This is a genomic window from Levilactobacillus namurensis DSM 19117 (assembly GCF_001434785.1).
Classification (GTDB): Bacteria; Bacillota; Bacilli; order Lactobacillales; family Lactobacillaceae; genus Levilactobacillus; species Levilactobacillus namurensis.
Genome location: NZ_AZDT01000010.1, coordinates 98,110 through 115,640, shown reverse-complemented (window position 1 = coordinate 115,640; position 17,531 = coordinate 98,110). Strand labels below are relative to the sequence as shown.

Genomic DNA, 17,531 nt, shown 5'->3' with positions numbered 1-17,531 from the left:
ACATGCGTGTCCACATCACTTTGGAATGTACGGAATGCCACGAACGCAATTACTTATCCAGCAAGAACCGGCGTAATAACCCGGACCGGGTTGAATTCAAGAAATACTGCCCGCGCGAACGGAAAGTAACGTTGCATCGTGAAACTAAGTAAAGGGTACGGGCGAAAGCCCGCACCTTTTTTTGTGGTTTCAGACGATTCAGTGCGTCATGCTGGCAAATTATTTTTGAAATGGCAGGCACTATTATAGAATAGGTCTCAAGGAGGTCCTGTAGTCATGGACAAAGCGACACTACGACAACAAACGATTCAGGCGTTGGCCAGTATGCCGGCGGATCAGAAGCAAGCGGCTAGTCAGCAACTTTATCATGCACTACAGGCTTTGCCGCAGTGGCAGGCTGCTCAAACCATTGCGACGACGCTAAGTAGTTCCTTGGAACTAGCGACGCACCCCATCATTGCGGCTGCCCGAGCGGCGGGCAAGACCGTGGCCGTCCCGCAGACGCTACCTAAGCGTCAGATGGCGTTTCGGGAGCTGACGGACCAGACGACCCTAAAGACCACCAAATTTGGCTTAACAGAGCCGCAGGACGGACGAATTATTGAGCCGGCGGCCTTCGATTTGATTGTGGTCCCCGGTCTAAAGTTCGCGGCCGGTGGCGAACGGTTAGGATTTGGCGGCGGATACTATGACCGCTACTTACCGCGGACCCAAGGGTTTAAGGTGGCCTTGGCACTACCGGCACAACAAGCGGAACAGCCTAGCTGGCCGGTAGAAGATTTTGACGTTTTGTTGGATGCCGTTTTAACGGCACAGGGAGAAAAATAAAGGGGACTTTGGGGTGAACCACTTGCGATATCGCTTGCGACGGTTAGATCAGACGCCTTACGTGACGGTAGGGCTGATTGGCTTAATGGTGATCGTTTTCTTAGCGATGACCCTAGCTGGTGGCAGCACAAACGGGAGCGTTTTAATTGAGTTTGGGGCTAAGCTGAACCCGTTGATTCAGCAGGGACAGTGGTGGCGCTTAGTCACACCGATTTTCCTTCATATTGGCTTCACACACATTTTGATGAACATGATCACGTTGTACTTTGTGGGGATGCAGTTGGAAGTGGCGTTCGGCCATGGTCGGTACCTGGCCATCTTTTTGGTGTCCGGTATCGGGGGTAACGTGGCAAGCTTCTGCTTCTCTGATAGTTTATCGGCCGGTGCTAGTACGGCAATTTTTGGCCTCTTTGGGGCCTTTATGATGTTGGGCGAGTCCTTCTGGCAAAATCCAGTGATTCGATCGTTAGCGCGGACTTTTTTGGCCTTTGTGGTGATGAATTTAGCTTTCGATGTCTTTACGCCGGGAATTGACCTAGCCGGCCACGTTGGTGGATTGTTTGCTGGCTTTTTCGTGGCCTATTTAGTCGGGGTCCCGAGAATTGGTCGAGTTAGTGTAATTAAGCGCGTCATCGCATCGATCGTATTAATTGGTGGATTGGTCTGGTTGTATCTTCACGGAATGGCGCAATAGTCAAGTAAAATGTCTCGTGCAATTTGATGGAGGTTGTGGCACAATGAAAACGTTATATGATGTTCAGCAGCTACTTAAAAAATTCGGTATTTATGTATACGTCGGCAAGCGTATGTGGGACATTGAAGTGATGGCATTGGAGCTCGATCACCTGCGGCAAGCAAGGGTGGTTGATGAGGCGACCTTTGTCCAAGCGAAAGTGGTCCTCACACATGAACACCGTCTCGAGGAACAGCGGGCAAGAAATCAACACCAATCCATTGGAGGGATTTAGAGTTATGGCACGTAATTTAATCGGAATTGATTTAGGTGGGACAACCACAAAAATGGCGTTTATTTCGGTTGACGGGGAGATCCTGACGAAGTGGAGTATTCCGACGGATACAAGTGATGATGGTAAGCACATTGTTCCGAATATCATTAAATCAGTCAGTGCGCACATTACCAGTTCTGAGTTCAGCAAGGCTGACTTCTTGGGAATTGGGATGGGCGTTCCTGGTCCCATCGATATTGAAAATGGAATCGTTCTCTTTGCCGTTAACTTGGGCTGGAAGCAACGGCAACAAGTGCGGGATCAGATTCAAGAAGCCTTGGGACTCCCATTTGTGTTGGACAATGATGCCAACGTGGCGTCACTAGGTGAGTACTGGAAAGGTGCCGGCGAAAAGGACGAAGACGTGGTCTTTGTAACGCTCGGAACTGGTGTCGGCGGTGGGGTCATCGCTGGTGGCCGGCTCCTGCACGGTGTCAATGGTGGTGCCGGTGAGCTGGGGCACGTAACGGTTCAACCAAACGGTTACTTGTGTAACTGTGGCAAGCGCGGTTGCCTCGAGCAGTATGCTTCTGCAACGGGGGTCGTGCACGTGGCCGCTGATATGGCTAAGGACTTCTTGGGCACTTCTCGGTTGAAAGAAATGGAAGATAATCAAGAGAATGTGACCTCCAAGATGGTCTTCTATCTGGCAGATAACGGCGACATCTTAGCGAACCAAGTGGTCGACCGGGTTACCTTTTACTTGGGGTTGGCTTTGGCCAACGTGGCCAACATCTTGAATCCAGCCAATATCATCATTGGCGGAGGGGTCTCCAACGCCGGGAACACGTTGTTACAACCAACGACGCGGTACTTCCAAGAAAATGCTTTCCCAGCTGTTCGGGACTCAACCAAGTTGCGGTTAGCCCAATTAGGGAATGACGCGGGCGTTATCGGAGCTGCATCGTTAGCTTTGCGGTTCCAAAAAACTAACTAATTAATATTGGCATAAGCCATCAGGAAGGACGATTTTGTTTTGGTAATTGGTGCAATTTCCGGATTAGCTGTTTCTTGGATCATTTTGATCCTCCTCTTAGTCGTATGGGGCGGTTGGCAGCTGATTACGGTCATCCGGCGCAACCAGGTTTCCACACTACTCGATGAACAGGCGTTTCAGGCAGGTATCCGGAAGGCTCAGGTCGTGGATTTGCGGGAGAAGAAGGATTTTGATGCGGGGCATATTTTAGGTGCTCGGAACATCCCTTATTCAACGTTTAAGGCTTACCACACTGAGTTACGCTCCGATCTGCCAGTCTACTTGTACGATCAGGGGAAGGCTTTGAGTACCCGGGCAGCGTTGCTGCTGGCAAAAGAAGGCTATGACCAGATCTTTATCTTGAAGTCTGGTTATGCCCGTTGGCAAGGAAAAACGAAAAAGACGAAATACTAAAAAAACTGTCATTACCCGGTCGGTAATGACAGTTTTTTGATTTGGTTAAACGTGGTGTGCCGAATGGCTCTTCCGGTTTGCCCGTTTGCGGTTTTCCTCGAAACGTTCTTCCTGTTCTTCAATGGGTTGAACGACCTTTTTCTTGAAGGAGAAGACGGCACCGGCAACAGCACTGGCAGTAGCAACGACACCGAATAAGAATCCTTTTGTGAAATGCTTCATCGTAAATGGCCCCTTTCGCTGGAAATTCATTTATCCGCTTCCATTATGCAAGTTTATTCGGCAAATAGCTAGTGATTTACCTTTTGGTTGGTCAGAAGAGTATGGTACGCTAAGGATAACTTAATTCAGAAGGGGTCCGAAAGATGGAGAAAGTATTGGCAATTGTAGGCCCGACCGCGGTCGGTAAAACGGCGTTAGCCATTCAGCTGGCGCAAAAATTTCATGGGGAGATCATTTCCGGGGATTCCATGCAGGTTTACCGACACTTAGACATTGGTACGGCGAAGACCACAGCGGCAGAACAAGCCCAGGCCCCACATCATCTGATCGATATTTGCGACGTGACGCAGCAGTTTACGGTCGCCCAATTTGTCGCGGCAGCCCAGAAGTTGATCCCAGCGATTCGACAACGCGGACACCTCCCGATTATTGCGGGGGGGACGGGCTTCTATCTTCAGGCCTTATTCGATGGCTTGGCGTTGGGAGCGGATGCGCCAGGAGATCCGGCCGTTCGGGAGCGGCTACGGGCCATTGCTCAAGAAAAAGGCGCCCAAGCCTTATGGGAGCAGTTGAACCAGCAGGACCCGGTCGCGGCGGCTAAGATTCCCCAGACCAATGTCCGCCGAACGGTTCGAGCCTTAGAAGTGATCCAGGTTACGGGACAACGATTCTCTCAGCAAGACAACGCTGGTCCTCAGTATGATGAATGCTACCTGGCCCTGAACACGGAGCGCACCCTACTGTATCATCGGATTAACCAGCGGGTCGATCAGATGGTCCAACAGGGACTGTGGGATGAAGTTAAGTGGCTGGACCAGCAGGGTGGGACACAATTACCAGCCGCTACGGGAATTGGCTACCGGGAATTGTTGCCGGTGCTGGATCATCCAGAACAATGGTCTAGTGCAATTGAGACCGTTAAGCAGGATTCACGGCATTATGCTAAGCGGCAATTGACCTGGTTCCGGAACCAGACTAAGGCCACTTGGTATGATCTCGTCCAGCACCCGGAACAGCAGGCCCAGATTGACACTCAGGTCGCTGCATGGCTCCGACATTAGTTCTTACGATTAACTAAAGATTGGGGTGTTTTACCTCTGAATGTTATAAAACGTGACATCATTTCTTGACCTGTTTCTGAGACGTGGTATGATATCGGTATAGTTGAAGGGGGCCGGTAGGTTGAAAGGAAAAGAATTGCGGCGGTCGTTGGCCGTCTTACCGATCGGTACCGTCATGAAGTTAACGAGTCTGACGGCCCGGCAGATTCGATACTATGAATCGCAGGGGTTGGTTTTACCGCAACGGAATGACGGGAATCGGCGGATGTATTCGCTCAACGACATTGACCGGTTACTGGAGATCAAGGATTACCTCGATGATGGTGTGAACGTGGCCGGCATCAAGGCCATCTATGAACAACAAGCGGCACGGGAGGCGGCGCGGAAGGCCAAGCAAGACCGTCCTTTAACGGATGCGGACGTCCGCCAGATCCTCCAAGACGAGCTGATTCGTCAGGGGGGATTGGGTCATCCCCAAGATGGCGTCGATCCTCACCGACCGCTGTAACATAGATGATGGGTACAGATGATGAGTGACTAAGAATTTGATAGGAGCGATTAGAATGGCAAAACCTGCATATACCAAGGATGACATCCGTCAGATGGCAAAGGACGAAAACGTTAAGTTCCTGCGGTTGATGTTCACCGATTTATTTGGCACGATTAAAAACGTTGAAGTTCCCATTAGCCAACTAGGCAAGTTACTGGATAACAAGCTGATGTTTGATGGGTCATCCATCGACGGCTTTGTTCGGATCGAGGAAAGTGATATGTACCTGTATCCGGATCTGTCGACCTGGATGATCTTCCCGTGGAGTACGGAACGGGGGAAGATTGCACGGGTAATTTGTGAGGTTTATACGCCAGATGGTAAGCCGTTTGAAGGCGATCCGCGGAACAACTTGATTCGTGTTCTGTCAGATATGCGTAAAGCGGGCTTCACGGACTTTAACATTGGCCCCGAACCAGAATTCTTCCTCTTCAAGATGGATGAAAATGGTAAGCCAACGACGGAACTAAACGATAAAGGTAGTTACTTCGACATGGCCCCAATGGACTTGGGTGAAAATTGCCGGCGTGAAATTGTCTTGACGCTGGAAGAAATGGGCTTTGACGTTGAAGCGGCGCACCATGAAGTGGCACCAGGACAACACGAAATCGACTTCAAGTATGCGGATGCCTTAACGGCAGCGGACAACATCCAAACGTTCAAGTTGGTGGTCAAGACGGTGGCTCGGAAGTACGGCTTGTACGCCACCTTCATGCCGAAGCCGTTAGCAGGAATCAACGGTTCCGGGATGCACTTGAACATGTCCCTGTTCCACGATAAAGGAAACGCCTTCTACGACCCTAAGGGCGAGATGGAACTTTCCGAAGATGCTTACCACTTCTTAGGCGGGCTCTTGAAGCACGCCCGGAGCTTTACGGCGATCTGCAACCCAATCGTCAACAGTTACAAGCGGTTAGTGCCAGGGTATGAAGCCCCCGTCTATGTGGCTTGGTCCGGGTCTAACCGGTCGCCATTGATTCGGGTCCCGAGTTCCCGTGGCTTATCAACGCGGTTGGAGCTCCGGAGTGTCGATCCAGCGGCCAACCCATACTTGGCTATTGCGGCCGTCTTGGAAGCTGGGCTGGATGGTTTGCGGAACCAGTTGGCACCACGTGAAGCCGTTGACCGGAACATCTACCGGATGGATGCGGAAGAACGGCAGGAGAACCACATTACCAACTTGCCAGATACGTTGCACAACGCCTTAAAGGACTTGGCAGCTGATGATGTGATGCGTAACGCCATGGGTAGCCACCTGTACCAGAGCTTTATTGAAGCCAAGAACTTAGAATACAATTCTTACCGGACCCAAGTATCACAATGGGAACGGGACCAGTACTTGGAACTTTACTAAGTTTAAGTTTAAACATGACTAAGAAGGTCGGAGACGCTGTCTCGGGCCTTTTTGGCGCCTAATGGGGCTGGTGTAAAATTCATTGGGCGTTTGAGACGGTGTTGGCCCCAAGTTTTCGTATAATAGGAGCCAGAGCCCACCTTGGAAAGCAAGCTCTAAGAAGGGCCTAGGTATCTGGGGACGGGGAACCCGACAAGGTTTAATTAAGGTTCACCCGTTGGTTAGAACATTGATTATAAAAATTTTTTTGTTTTCCACTAAAAATCGCTGAAACGGCTTTATTCTCCCGTATTTTGTTGGTAACATAAACGTATAACCAATGTTCACGGCAGTGCCTAAGAACATGAGAATGAGGGATAATTCATGGAAAATCAAGAACAGCAAACAAGTGCTGCCAACGTCTTAACCCAGGCAATTGCCACAAAACTCGATTACTTGAGCACATTACAGGCGGCGGTTCAGCGCGGCGATGACCGTCAAGTTTATGAATTACTGGACCGAGCACGGTACTATCAAGAAATTAAACAAACGCGGGCCAAGCGGTCTGTTAACCATTTGGAAGAACTAGTCGATAATATTCACCCCCAAATCAGTCACTACTTAAGTGACCGGTTGATCGACTATCTAGGGCATATTTACCCGTTCTTCTACTACGAGGAATATACGACCGGGAGATTCCATATTTACTTCGGAAATTGGTGGGATCGTCGGTTATTTGGTGAACTGGACGTGGTCAACGTTCAATTCAACTTCGACCAGACGGAGTTCGATAAACTGCGGCGGTCGTTTGAACTTGAAGCGCATCATCAACGGTTAAACACCGCAAAGATTGAGGCAATTTCAAGTGAAAGCGAAAAGCTCCAGAAGCTGATGGACGCCCAACCGGTTCGGGATAACGAAAAGACCAAGTTGCGGGAACAGCTTAAGGAAAACAGCCAAAAGAGTGGGATGCCTTGGGAATCTGGGAAGATCAAGGATGAACGTCAGGGAATCATTGACCAACTGACCAAGTTGGCGGATGAGGACGAACAGGCGTTGAACGCCCATAAGACCATCAAGGCGAATGACGACCAAATCTTGGTCCTGTCTAAGGAAGACACAATTCTTAATTACGAAAAGCAGAGTATTCGTGAGGCTTTTGATGATTTTGAACACTTCCAGGCACGTAATCAGAGCTTATACGCGGACTACTTGAACAGCCTAGTAGGTAAGAGTTCTAGTGAAGGTGGGGTGAACGTCGATGATTAACGAAAACGATCCGTCTACGTTAACGACCAGTGGCCGGCTGTTGAACTACAACGCAGCCATTAAGGCGGGGTTGGAGACCGGGATTACGTTCACGAAGCTGATGGACCAGTTGATCAAGACCACGAACCCGGACGAGTTGGTGGCTGCGGCGACTGAGCTCGCGGACTTTAAGTTGGATTCTGATTTTGTCACGTTCCCCCACCAATACAGCAATGCGGACTATTACCTACTGTTTATGTCCCGGATGCTGGAGCTGCATGATCAGGGGAACCAGGTCATGGTTCAGTCCCGCGACCAACATGAGGAGTTGATTCAACAACTAACACCTTTAGGTGATCGGGGAACGTTCAACTTCCGTGTGGAGACGTCCGAAAATGGTGGCGTCTTTTACCGGGAACGAGCTACGGGACAATCCCTGTTCTACCTGAATCTGGACCGGAAGATGTTCCGCTTCAATAGTCATGCGTTAACGCAGTTGTTCATCATCGACCTCCACGAAACGGTGCCAGTCGAGACGGTTAAGACCTCCGTTCAGATTCTGATTGACTTTGCCCGTTACCTGAAGGAAGACTACGGGTACTCCGTGGACTTTAATATCTTGGACGCTGCCAACTCGGAGAATTATCCGGTACACTCAGCCGACTTACCAGCTGGTGTGGTGGACCGACTGTTCGTGGCGGCTGCCAAGAACGACTACATGTTAACTAACGGCGTCAACGGTAACGGTGCCCGAATCGCCTTGGATAAAGGCGTTGTGGTGGACATCTTTAACAACCAACTAGAAGGACAGCCTGAGTGGGTCTTGACGGTTCACGATGACGACCAGAAGACCTCGTGGTTCGACGTGTTGTTAAATTACCCGTTCATTCGGGACTGGTACTTAGAGAACTTGACGGACTTGGAGATTGTCTCCGATCCGCTGATCTTTGGTTAGGGAGGACTTGCCGTGTTAGAACTCGCAAAATTAGTGCAGCAATCCATTGCTTTGGATGAACAGATTACGACGGAACGGGACATCGAAATGACGCGGCCGCATCAAATTGAGAATGCTTACGTTGCCTTAGATGTCGAGTTGGCGGAAGTTGCCAACACGTCGGAGTGGTTCAAAGTTTGGAAGACCCACCGCGGGAAAGCCGATGCCGGTGAGACGCCTCGGCAGACTCTGCTGACGGAGTACACGGATGCCCTAGACTTTTTCTTATTGGTTGCAGCCAAGAAGACTTGGACCCACCTGATCATGTTGACGGAAGAGGACCTAACGGGGTTGGCACAGAGTCGCCCGGCGAAGGACCCGGATCAGCAATACTTAATTCTGAAGCGTATGCTGTTTAACAGTCATTTTGCGCATCGGCAGGATGATTTTCGGCACGCGTGGCGGTTATTCTTGAAGTGGGGAATGGTTGATTTCGGCTTCAGTCAAGACCAGATTCAAGCGGCTTACGAGGCCAAACGCCAGGTCAACTTAGACCGACAGGCCAACGATTATTAAGATGAGTTAAGGTTAAACGACGGGACCGTTTGGAAAAATGGTCCCGTCGTTGTGTCCCCTGGATGCGCGAGTAGCGGAGTTTCAAGGTAAAAAAAGAAAAAATTAACGGTTGTCAACCAAAACTTCTTGACAGGAGGGGCGGCTTCCGGTACAATTTTCATGTTGTATTTGTGGACTTCCACAGCTGCAACCGCTCGGGACAAGCTTTTAAGTACCGTATTCGGTCACTTGTTTTCGGCGAGTCTAAGTCTTAGATCATAAGGAGGTGCACATAGATGTACGCAATTATCGTAACTGGTGGTAAGCAGTACAAGGTCGAAGCAGGCCAAGCTGTTTACGTCGAAAAGTTAAACGTTGAGGCCGGCGCTAAGGTCACTTTTGACCAAGTTGTCTTCGTAGGCGGCGATACGCCAAAGATTGGTACGCCAACTGTAGATGGCGCAACTGTTACTGGGACTGTTGAAAAGAACGGTCTGGAAAAGAAGGTTGTGACCTACAAGTACAAGCCAAAGAAGGGCCAACACACGAAGAAGGGTCACCGTCAACCATACACCAAGGTTGTCATTGACGCTATCAACGCGTAAAGATTAAAGGAGCGAACCCGGATGATTCAAGCAACGGTCCATTATGGATCCGACCGAATCAATTCATTTCGAATCACTGGTCATGCCGATTCCGGCGAATATGGCCAAGACATTGTTTGCGCTGCGGTTTCGGTGCTTGCGATTACGACGGTCAACGGCCTACAACGAGTCGCTAAGATTCCGATCGACGTTGAGAATCGTGATCAGGCAGGGGGCTTTCTGGAAGTTCACCTACCACCAAAGCTGGAAGCAACGACCGAATTAAAGGGACAAGCAATCCTCCAGAGTTTCGCGGATGGGTTACGGGATGTCGCAACGAATTATGCCGACTTCGTCACTTATGATGAAGTCACCGATTAAATTCACGGGGGTGAAACATATGCTGATGAACATGAACTTACAATTCTTCTCTCACCATAAAGGTGGTGGGTCCACTGCTAACGGTCGGGACTCTGCTGGTCGTCGTCTTGGGACGAAGGCTGCTGATGGTTCGACGGTTACGGGTGGTTCTATCCTTTACCGTCAACGTGGGACGCACATCTACCCTGGCCTGAACGTAGGTCGTGGTGGCGATGACACCTTATTCGCTAAGGTTGCGGGTGTGGTTAAATTCGAACGACTTGGTCGCGACAAGCGTCAAGTATCCGTTTACCCAGTTGCCGAAGAAGTAGCTAAATAACACGAGGTTTTCCTCGTACGACTGAAGAGCTTGAGGCGAGACCAATTCGCTTTGAGCTCTTCTTTGCTTTCATTATCTGGGAGGGATGTTGATGACCACAGATCGCGTGGCACGGTTACGTGCGCAGTTTGTACCGCTAAGCATTGATAGTTTCTTGATTCAGGCACCCAGTAATCAACGTTATTTGACAGGAACCAGTGTTGAGCCGGGTGACGGTTACGTGTTGGTCACGCCAAAACGGTTGGTCTTTATTACGGATGCCCGTTATGAGACGGAGCTGAAACGGACGATTCCGACGGTTGAACGGGTGATTACACGAAACTACTTGCAAGCAGTCAACGATACCCTGATTGAGGATGGCGCGACGGTTCTGGGCTTGGAAGACACGTTACCCTTACGGACGTTTACTTGGCTAGACGAGCATCTAACGGCCGATCCCGTGCCGTTAACCAACGTTGTGGATGACTTGCGTCAGGTCAAGGATGCTGACGAACTGGCGGCCATCCAACGGGCGACAGCCCTGACTAGCCAGGGGGTCGAGGCCTTGTTCACGGTCTTAAAGCCCGGAATGACCGAACGCGCAGCAGCCTTGTGGTTGACTCGGTGGATGCAAGACCACGGCGCAACCGGTGTGAGCTTTCCAACCATCGTGGCCAGCGGGGCCCGTTCGGCTTGGCCGCATGGTCAGGCGAGCGATAAGCCTTTGGCCTTACACGAATTGGTGACCATTGATTGTGGGTTCTACGTCGACGGCTATACGTCGGATCTGACCCGGACCGTTGCCTTGGGGGACCCAGGGGACGCTTTGAAGCGGGCATATACCGCTGTGCAGACGGCTCAAGCCAAAATCATGGCGGTTGTGCGTCCTGGCGTGACCGGTGGGGAACTTGATCAGTTAGGTCGCGATTACCTCACAGCTGAAGGTTACGGGGATGCGTTTATCCACGGGACCGGTCACGGGATTGGGTTGGACATTCACGAAGGGCCGAACATCGGTCGTGGCTGGCCGGACCGTTTGGAAGCTGACCAAGTCATCACGGTTGAGCCCGGCGTCTACTTCCCAGGACAAGGCGGAATCCGGATTGAAGACGATTTGCAAGTGACCGCCACGGGGCATACCGTTTTGACTACGGTTCCCCGAAATTTAATTATCTTGTAAGCTCACCCCTTGTCTTGCTTTTTAGGGGGTAGAATTGATATTATAAAGAAGACATCTTTTAGGAGGCTGACATTATGGCAATTTCTACTGCTAATTTTAAAAACGGTTTAACCATTGAAGTGGACCACGCAATCTGGCGGATCTTGGAGTTCCAACACGTTAAACCTGGTAAGGGTGGCGCGTTCGTACGGACGAAGCTGAAGAACTTACGGACGGGTGCCGTTCAAGAAAAGACTTTCCGTGCCGGCGCTAAGATGGAACAAGCGGACATTCAAACGCGTTCGATGCAATACCTGTACGAAGACGGTGATAGCCGGGTCTTCATGGATACGGATAACTACGAACAAATTTCAGTTCCAGATTCCGCAATCAAGGACCAATTACCGTTCTTGCAAGAAAACATGAACGTTGACTTGATCCAATACAATTCTGAAGTCTTAGGAATTGAAGTTCCAAATACGGTTGTTCTGGAAGTCGCTTCAACGGAACCAAGTATCAAGGGGAACACCGCTTCTGGTGGATCTAAGCCAGCAACGATGACGACCGGCTTGGTTGTTCAAGTGCCATTCTTCGTTAACGAAGGCGACAAGCTGTCCATCAACACCCAAGATTCGACGTATATTTCACGAGCTTAGGTCGCTGAATCCAGACATTACCTGAAGTTCAACTCGTAAGGGAGGGTCTACGAATGGCAGAAGATACAAACATTATTTTAGAATCAAAGGAACCCGCACTGGGGAAGATTGAGGTGGCACCACAAGTCCTCGAGATTATCGTGGGCATTGCGGCTAGCCAAACCGATGGTGTTGCACGGATGCGTGGTTCTTTGGCCAACAGCGTGAACGAACTCTTCGGTCGTAAGGAACACGGTAAGGGCGTTAAGCTGACGTTCGACGGTGACGAACTCGCCGTTGATGTTTACGTGTACCTGAACTACGGCGTTGCGGTTCCTAAGGTTGCTTTGGCCATTCAAGACAGCGTGAAGCAACAATTGTTGTTCATGACCGACCTTGACTTACGTGAAGTCAACGTTCACGTGGAAGGCGTCATTCCCGAAAAGACGGCGCAGCAGGTAGATCCAGATAACCTGTTCAACCAGCCAGATGAAGGAGACAGTGAACAATCGTGACACTTACACGACATCAAATTCGGGAGCGAGCATTTCAAATGCTGTTCGCCCTTAACGCTAACGCTGATGCCGATCAAGAGGCGTTGTACCAACGCGTGTTGACCGATGACCCTGACCAGATCGTTCCGGTACCCGAGTACCTGACCACGTTGGTCACAGGGGTTTTGGCCCACCAAAGTGAACTGGATGCTCAGATTGCGAAATATCTGAGTGCCGGTTGGCAGTTGCAACGAATCGCAAAGACCGACTTAATCATTATGCGCGTTGCCTTTTTTGAAATTGACCACGTCCCAGATGTTCCTAACCGGGTGGCCGTTAACGAAGCCTTGGAATTAGCCAAGAACTTCAGTGACGACCGGTCACGGCGGTTCATTAACGGGGTCTTGGCCCATACGTTAGACGGTGACGATGCGGCAGATACGCAAGCCTAATTGACCATTCGTTTGACCGACACCCACTTCTTAACTGGAGTGGGTGTTTTTGGGTTCTGAAATACCGGTAATCCACTGGTATATCACGGATTTAATTGCGGGGGTGATTGCCGTTTTTGTCGGTGCTGGGTGCCCCGTTGGTCCGGTAAATATGCTAAAATCGAGGTATAACTTTTTTAACGGGGGGATTCATGATATGACGACCATCATTGACGGCAAACAATTGGCTAAGGCGTTGAACGCCCAAACGAAGACGCGGGTTGCGGCCTTAGCGGCTCAGGGAAAGGTTCCGGGACTCGCGGTGATTATCGTGGGGACGGACCCCGCCAGTGAACTGTACGTGCGGAGTAAGCACCGGAAGGCCGGTCAATTGGGAATCAACTCGATTGTCCGCCAGTTACCAGCGACCATTAGTCAAGCAGACCTACTCGCAGTGGTGCGAGCGTACAACGTGGACCCCACGATTCATGGAATCTTGGTCCAGTCACCACTACCGAACGGATTAGATGAGACAGCCGTCATCAATGCGATTGATCCTGGTAAGGATGTCGATGGTTTCCACCCCGTAAACGTGGGTCGTTTATTTAAGAATCTACCAGGCCACTATCCGGTATCCTGCACGCCCCGCGGCATTATGACCATGTTGGAGAGCTTACAGACCCCATTGCGTGGTAAGCACGCTGTGGTAGTCGGCCGAAGCAACATCGTGGGACGGCCCATGGCAGCGATGTTGCTGAATGCCGATATGAGCGTGACGATTACCCATAAGTACGGCTCTAATCTACGGGCGCTGACCACGACGGCCGATGTTTTAGTGGTTGCGACGGGTGTGACGCACCTGATCAAGGAAGCGGATGTGAAGCCGGGAGCGATTGTGATCGATGTTGGGATGGACCGGGACGCTGACGGTAAGCTAACGGGAGATGTCGACTTTGACGCGGTCTTTGATAAGGTCCACGCCATTAGTCCGGTGCCTGGCGGCGTGGGGCCAATGACCATTGCGACGTTGATGCGGCAGACTGTCGATTTATGTGAGTGGAGTGACGAGCTTGGCAACGAATGATTACTTAACGGTCACGGCGCTGACCCAGTATATTAAACGAAAATTTGACGTCGACCCTTACTTAGGGAAGGTGTACCTGACGGGGGAAATTTCGAACTTCCGCCTGCGTCCGCACGCCCACCAGTACTTTAGTCTCAAGGATGATCACGCTAAGATTAATGCCATCATGTTTCGTTCGGCCTTTGAGAAGCTTAAGTTTGTTCCCGAAACGGGGATGAAGGTCTTAGTGACGGGACGAATCTCCCTGTATGAACCCAGTGGCAGCTATCAGATCTACGTTGAACGGATGGAGCCAGACGGCGTTGGGGCCTTGTATCAGGCTTATGAACAGTTAAAACGTAAGTTAGCCCAAGAGGGGTTGTTCACGGCGGCTAAACGGCCGTTACCGCGGTTTCCTAAACGGATTGCGGTCGTGACGAGTCCCAGTGGAGCGGTCATTCGGGATATTATCACCACGACCCGGCGGCGGTACCCCATTGCCCAGATTGTGCTTTACCCAGCGGTAGTTCAGGGGGATGCCGCGGCGGCGGATATCGTTCGCCAGATTCAACGAGCGAACGCGAACGGCAGTTTCGACACCCTGATTATTGGTCGGGGAGGTGGCTCAATCGAGGACCTGTGGCCATTTAACGAAGAAGTAGTTGCTCGAGCGATTGCGGCTAGTCACTTACCGGTGATTTCTTCAGTGGGTCACGAAACGGATACCACGATTGCGGATTTAGTCGCCGACGTACGGGCTGCGACGCCAACTGCGGCCGCTGAATTGGCGGTACCGGTGTTGAGTGACGAGCTGGTGAAATTACAGCAGCAACGGACGCGGTTGTTTAACGCCATGGCGAACCGCATCAAGTTCCAACAGGAACGCTTGAATCGGTCATTAGGAGCATACGTGTTCCAGCAACCACAGCGCTTATATGAGACCTACGTGCAACGGTTGGACCGCGCACAGCAGGGACTTAAGCAACAAATGCAGACGCAGCTTCAGGGCTGGCAACAACGGGTCCAACTGGATCAGCAGTGGTTGATCGGCCAGTCACCAGCAACGCGGGTTCACCAGGCCCAGCAACAGGTCGAGCAGACGCAAGCCCGGTTAAAGACGGAGATGCGGCGGTACTTGACCCAACAAGAGGAACATGTGGCCCAACTGGCCAGCGGCTTGGATTACCTCAGTCCGTTGAAAATCATGGGCCGGGGGTACAGTTATGTGACGCAGGATGACCATATCGTGCGGCGTACGCAGGAATTGAAACCCACGACCGCTACGATTCATCTGAGTGACGGGACGGCTGAAGCAACGATTACGACAATCACACCAGCAACGGAGGACCAATAATGAGTGAGACACAAAAACCAACCTTTGAAGAGAACTTAACGACCTTAGAAACCATCGTGGCACAACTGGAAAAGGGAGACATTCCTTTGGAACAGGCGTTAGATCAGTTCCAAAAGGGCGTTGCCCTGAGTAAGGACCTACAGAGTACGTTGCAGAATGCCGAAAAGACCTTGACGACCATGATGACGGACGATGATCAAGAGACGCCGTTTGAGACGCCGCAAGGGGGGGCCAACGATGCCCAATAGCACGCGTGAACAGTTAGCGACTTTTGAAGCCAAGTGGGTTCCGCGGCTGAACGCCCCACTTCGGGCGGCCGTGGGCGTTGACACCACTGAAGAGCGGCTGATGGATGCCATGACGTACTCGCTCTTAGCGGGGGGCAAGCGGCTACGTCCCCTGTTGACTATGGCTACGCTTACCACGGTAGGTGGGGTGTACGAAGAGCAACGCGATTGGCGACCGATTATGGCGCTAGAGTTGTTACACACCTATTCGTTGATTCATGACGACCTACCAGCTATGGACAACGATCCCTTGCGGCGAGGAGAGCCGACCAACCATGTGAAGTTCGGTGCGGGTATGGCCACGCTGGCGGGCGATGGCTTGCTCACGCTGGCCTTCCAGTGGTTGACGGCCACGAACTTACCGGGAGAGACGCAAGCAGCGCTAGTTCAAGCATTGGCGCGCGCGGCGGGCCCTGGTGGAATGGTGGCTGGTCAGGCACGTGATATTCAGTTTGAACACGTGGACCTGCCGATGGGAGAGTTGCGGACATTGCACCGGGAGAAGACAGGGGCCCTGTTGCACTACGCAGTTCAGGCCGGGTTGATCCTCGGCCGCCTGCCGGGGAAGGACTGGACGCCGTACTTAGACTTTGCCGACGCGTTTGGATTAGCTTACCAGATTTATGATGATATTTTGGACGTCGTGGCGTCGCCCGAAGAGTTAGGTAAAGCTACGCATAAGGATGCTGGTGAAGCCAAGAATACTTATCCAGGTAAATTGGGCTTAGCTGGGGCCAATCAGGCGCTAATCGATACGATTGCGGCGGGCCAAGCAGCATTAGCCAAGGTCACGGCGCAAGACACGCGGTTGTTAGCGGCGTTCTTTAGTTATTTCGATACGAAACGGGTGACAAAATCATGAAAAAACAACATGTCGCAGCGCTTTTAGTCGAACAGGGGCTTTACACGTCGTTAGACGAAGCCAAGCGAGCCGTAATGGCTGGTGAAATTCTGGGAACCAATGAGGAACGGCTCGATAAGCCTGGTGAATTGATTCCCATTGATACGGAACTGCACCGTAAGGGTCATCCATTGCCCTATGTGTCCCGGGGTGGGTTCAAGTTAGCCAAGGCATTGGACGTCTTTCAGATCGAGTTGACCGATAAGATCGTGTTGGACATTGGTTCGTCGACCGGTGGGTTTACGGATGTGATGCTACAGAACGGCGCTAAGCTCAGTTATGCGTTGGATGTGGGCAGTAACCAGTTGGTCTGGAAGCTGCGTCAGGACCCGCGGGTCATCGTGATGGAGCATACGAACTTTCGCTACAGTAAGTTAGCTGACTTTACGGAAGGACAGCCCGTCTTCGCTTCCATCGATGTTTCCTTTATCTCGCTTCGCTTGATTTTACCGCCATTGAAGGCTATTTTGCCGGAACATGGTGAGGTCGTAGCGCTGATTAAACCCCAATTCGAGGCGGAACGAGAAGAGGTTGGTGCCCACGGAATCGTGCGGGATCCCGCCGTTCACCGGGCCGTCGTGCAGGGAATTCTGGATTTTGCAGTTGCAACGGGGTACACGGTATTGGGACTCGACTTTTCGCCCATTAAGGGTGGCGAAGGCAACATCGAATTTCTGGTGCACTTGCAGTCAGTTGATAAACATGCAGTTTGCGCGCATACCGTTTCGGTCGACCAGACCTTACAAGCGGCTTATAACAGCCTAAAACAATAGATTATGAGAAAATTATTAGAATTTCCTTTCCAATTCCTAAGCT

Annotated in this window: 25 protein-coding genes and 1 other annotated feature; of the genes, 24 read left to right on the top strand and 1 reads right to left on the bottom strand. The window is 51.2% G+C overall.

Going from position 1 to position 17,531, the window contains the following annotated elements; all coding sequences use genetic code 11:
* Positions 1-2 precede the first annotated feature (2 nt).
* From rpmG to FD30_RS02290, 6 genes are all read left to right on the top strand, one after another.
* Complete coding sequence (rpmG, locus tag FD30_RS11385) at positions 3-152, top strand: 50S ribosomal protein L33 (protein ID WP_081721478.1); 150 nt, start codon at positions 3-5, stop codon at positions 150-152.
* Positions 153-276: 124 nt separating this feature from the next.
* Positions 277-828, top strand: a complete 552-nt coding sequence (locus tag FD30_RS02310; protein WP_056943738.1) for a 5-formyltetrahydrofolate cyclo-ligase — start codon at positions 277-279, stop codon at positions 826-828.
* A gap of 34 nt (positions 829-862) precedes the next feature.
* Entirely contained in the window at positions 863-1,522 is a 660-nt protein-coding gene (locus FD30_RS02305) for a rhomboid family intramembrane serine protease (protein WP_420864746.1), read from the top strand.
* Between the two features lie 43 nt (positions 1,523-1,565).
* A complete protein-coding gene (locus tag FD30_RS02300; RefSeq protein WP_056943736.1) occupies positions 1,566-1,796 on the top strand; it encodes a YqgQ family protein in 231 nt (76 codons plus the stop codon).
* A gap of 4 nt (positions 1,797-1,800) precedes the next feature.
* On the top strand, positions 1,801-2,772 hold the full coding sequence (locus tag FD30_RS02295; RefSeq protein ID WP_056943735.1) for an ROK family glucokinase: 972 nt from the start codon (positions 1,801-1,803) through the stop codon (positions 2,770-2,772).
* Between the two features lie 39 nt (positions 2,773-2,811).
* Positions 2,812-3,225 (top strand): rhodanese-like domain-containing protein, encoded by a 414-nt coding sequence (locus FD30_RS02290; protein ID WP_024746494.1) that lies wholly within the window; start codon positions 2,812-2,814, stop codon positions 3,223-3,225.
* 45 nt (positions 3,226-3,270) lie between these two features.
* On the opposite strand, the gene FD30_RS02285 is transcribed toward FD30_RS02290, so the two are convergent.
* Positions 3,271-3,447, bottom strand: coding sequence for a DUF3042 family protein (locus tag FD30_RS02285; protein WP_024746493.1), 177 nt, complete (start codon positions 3,445-3,447; stop codon positions 3,271-3,273).
* A gap of 143 nt (positions 3,448-3,590) precedes the next feature.
* Between FD30_RS02285 and miaA the strand changes: the two genes are divergently transcribed.
* The 18 genes from miaA (at position 3,591) to FD30_RS02195 (ending at position 17,488) form a co-directional block, all read left to right on the top strand.
* Positions 3,591-4,508, top strand: coding sequence for a tRNA (adenosine(37)-N6)-dimethylallyltransferase MiaA (miaA, locus tag FD30_RS02280; RefSeq protein ID WP_056943734.1), 918 nt, complete (start codon positions 3,591-3,593; stop codon positions 4,506-4,508).
* A gap of 121 nt (positions 4,509-4,629) precedes the next feature.
* Positions 4,630-5,016 (top strand): MerR family transcriptional regulator, encoded by a 387-nt coding sequence (locus tag FD30_RS02275; RefSeq protein WP_056943733.1) that lies wholly within the window; start codon positions 4,630-4,632, stop codon positions 5,014-5,016.
* A 55-nt stretch (positions 5,017-5,071) separates the two neighbouring features.
* Positions 5,072-6,412: a type I glutamate--ammonia ligase gene (glnA, locus tag FD30_RS02270; protein WP_024746490.1), complete on the top strand. Its 1,341-nt coding sequence runs from the start codon at positions 5,072-5,074 to the stop codon at positions 6,410-6,412.
* A 363-nt stretch (positions 6,413-6,775) separates the two neighbouring features.
* Complete coding sequence (locus FD30_RS02265; protein WP_056943732.1) at positions 6,776-7,660, top strand: hypothetical protein; 885 nt, start codon at positions 6,776-6,778, stop codon at positions 7,658-7,660.
* The gene (locus FD30_RS02260) at positions 7,653-8,594 is read left to right on the top strand and encodes a hypothetical protein (protein WP_024746488.1); all 942 of its coding nucleotides are present in this window, start codon (positions 7,653-7,655) and stop codon (positions 8,592-8,594) included. The genes FD30_RS02265 and FD30_RS02260 overlap by 8 nt, the downstream gene beginning before the upstream one ends.
* 12 nt (positions 8,595-8,606) lie before the next feature.
* Complete coding sequence (locus tag FD30_RS02255) at positions 8,607-9,149, top strand: dUTPase (RefSeq protein ID WP_056943731.1); 543 nt, start codon at positions 8,607-8,609, stop codon at positions 9,147-9,149.
* 178 nt (positions 9,150-9,327) lie between these two features.
* Positions 9,328-9,404 (top strand) — a sequence feature (ribosomal protein L21 leader region).
* A 20-nt stretch (positions 9,405-9,424) separates the two neighbouring features.
* Complete coding sequence (gene rplU, locus FD30_RS02250; protein WP_024746486.1) at positions 9,425-9,733, top strand: 50S ribosomal protein L21; 309 nt, start codon at positions 9,425-9,427, stop codon at positions 9,731-9,733.
* Positions 9,734-9,754: 21 nt separating this feature from the next.
* Entirely contained in the window at positions 9,755-10,093 is a 339-nt protein-coding gene (locus FD30_RS02245; RefSeq protein WP_056943730.1) for a ribosomal-processing cysteine protease Prp, read from the top strand.
* Positions 10,094-10,118: 25 nt separating this feature from the next.
* Positions 10,119-10,412: a 50S ribosomal protein L27 gene (gene rpmA / locus FD30_RS02240; RefSeq protein WP_024746484.1), complete on the top strand. Its 294-nt coding sequence runs from the start codon at positions 10,119-10,121 to the stop codon at positions 10,410-10,412.
* Positions 10,413-10,503: 91 nt separating this feature from the next.
* Entirely contained in the window at positions 10,504-11,571 is a 1,068-nt protein-coding gene (locus FD30_RS02235; RefSeq protein WP_056943729.1) for a M24 family metallopeptidase, read from the top strand.
* Between the two features lie 74 nt (positions 11,572-11,645).
* Positions 11,646-12,206 carry an elongation factor P gene (efp, locus tag FD30_RS02230; RefSeq protein ID WP_024746482.1) on the top strand — a complete coding sequence of 187 codons (561 nt, stop codon included), beginning with the start codon at positions 11,646-11,648 and terminating at the stop codon, positions 12,204-12,206.
* Between the two features lie 53 nt (positions 12,207-12,259).
* Positions 12,260-12,700, top strand: a complete 441-nt coding sequence (locus FD30_RS02225) for an Asp23/Gls24 family envelope stress response protein (protein WP_024746481.1) — start codon at positions 12,260-12,262, stop codon at positions 12,698-12,700.
* Positions 12,697-13,131 carry a transcription antitermination factor NusB gene (nusB, locus tag FD30_RS02220; protein WP_024746480.1) on the top strand — a complete coding sequence of 145 codons (435 nt, stop codon included), beginning with the start codon at positions 12,697-12,699 and terminating at the stop codon, positions 13,129-13,131. The genes FD30_RS02225 and nusB overlap by 4 nt, the downstream gene beginning before the upstream one ends.
* 196 nt (positions 13,132-13,327) lie before the next feature.
* Complete coding sequence (locus tag FD30_RS02215) at positions 13,328-14,194, top strand: bifunctional 5,10-methylenetetrahydrofolate dehydrogenase/5,10-methenyltetrahydrofolate cyclohydrolase (RefSeq protein ID WP_056943728.1); 867 nt, start codon at positions 13,328-13,330, stop codon at positions 14,192-14,194.
* The gene (xseA, locus tag FD30_RS02210; protein WP_056943727.1) at positions 14,181-15,527 is read left to right on the top strand and encodes an exodeoxyribonuclease VII large subunit; all 1,347 of its coding nucleotides are present in this window, start codon (positions 14,181-14,183) and stop codon (positions 15,525-15,527) included. Before FD30_RS02215 ends, xseA begins: the two co-directional genes overlap by 14 nt.
* A complete protein-coding gene (locus tag FD30_RS02205) occupies positions 15,527-15,775 on the top strand; it encodes an exodeoxyribonuclease VII small subunit (protein WP_056943726.1) in 249 nt (82 codons plus the stop codon). The genes xseA and FD30_RS02205 overlap by 1 nt, the downstream gene beginning before the upstream one ends.
* Entirely contained in the window at positions 15,765-16,676 is a 912-nt protein-coding gene (locus tag FD30_RS02200; protein WP_056943725.1) for a polyprenyl synthetase family protein, read from the top strand. The genes FD30_RS02205 and FD30_RS02200 overlap by 11 nt, the downstream gene beginning before the upstream one ends.
* Positions 16,673-17,488 carry a TlyA family RNA methyltransferase gene (locus FD30_RS02195; protein ID WP_056943724.1) on the top strand — a complete coding sequence of 272 codons (816 nt, stop codon included), beginning with the start codon at positions 16,673-16,675 and terminating at the stop codon, positions 17,486-17,488. Before FD30_RS02200 ends, FD30_RS02195 begins: the two co-directional genes overlap by 4 nt.
* Positions 17,489-17,531 lie beyond the last annotated feature (43 nt).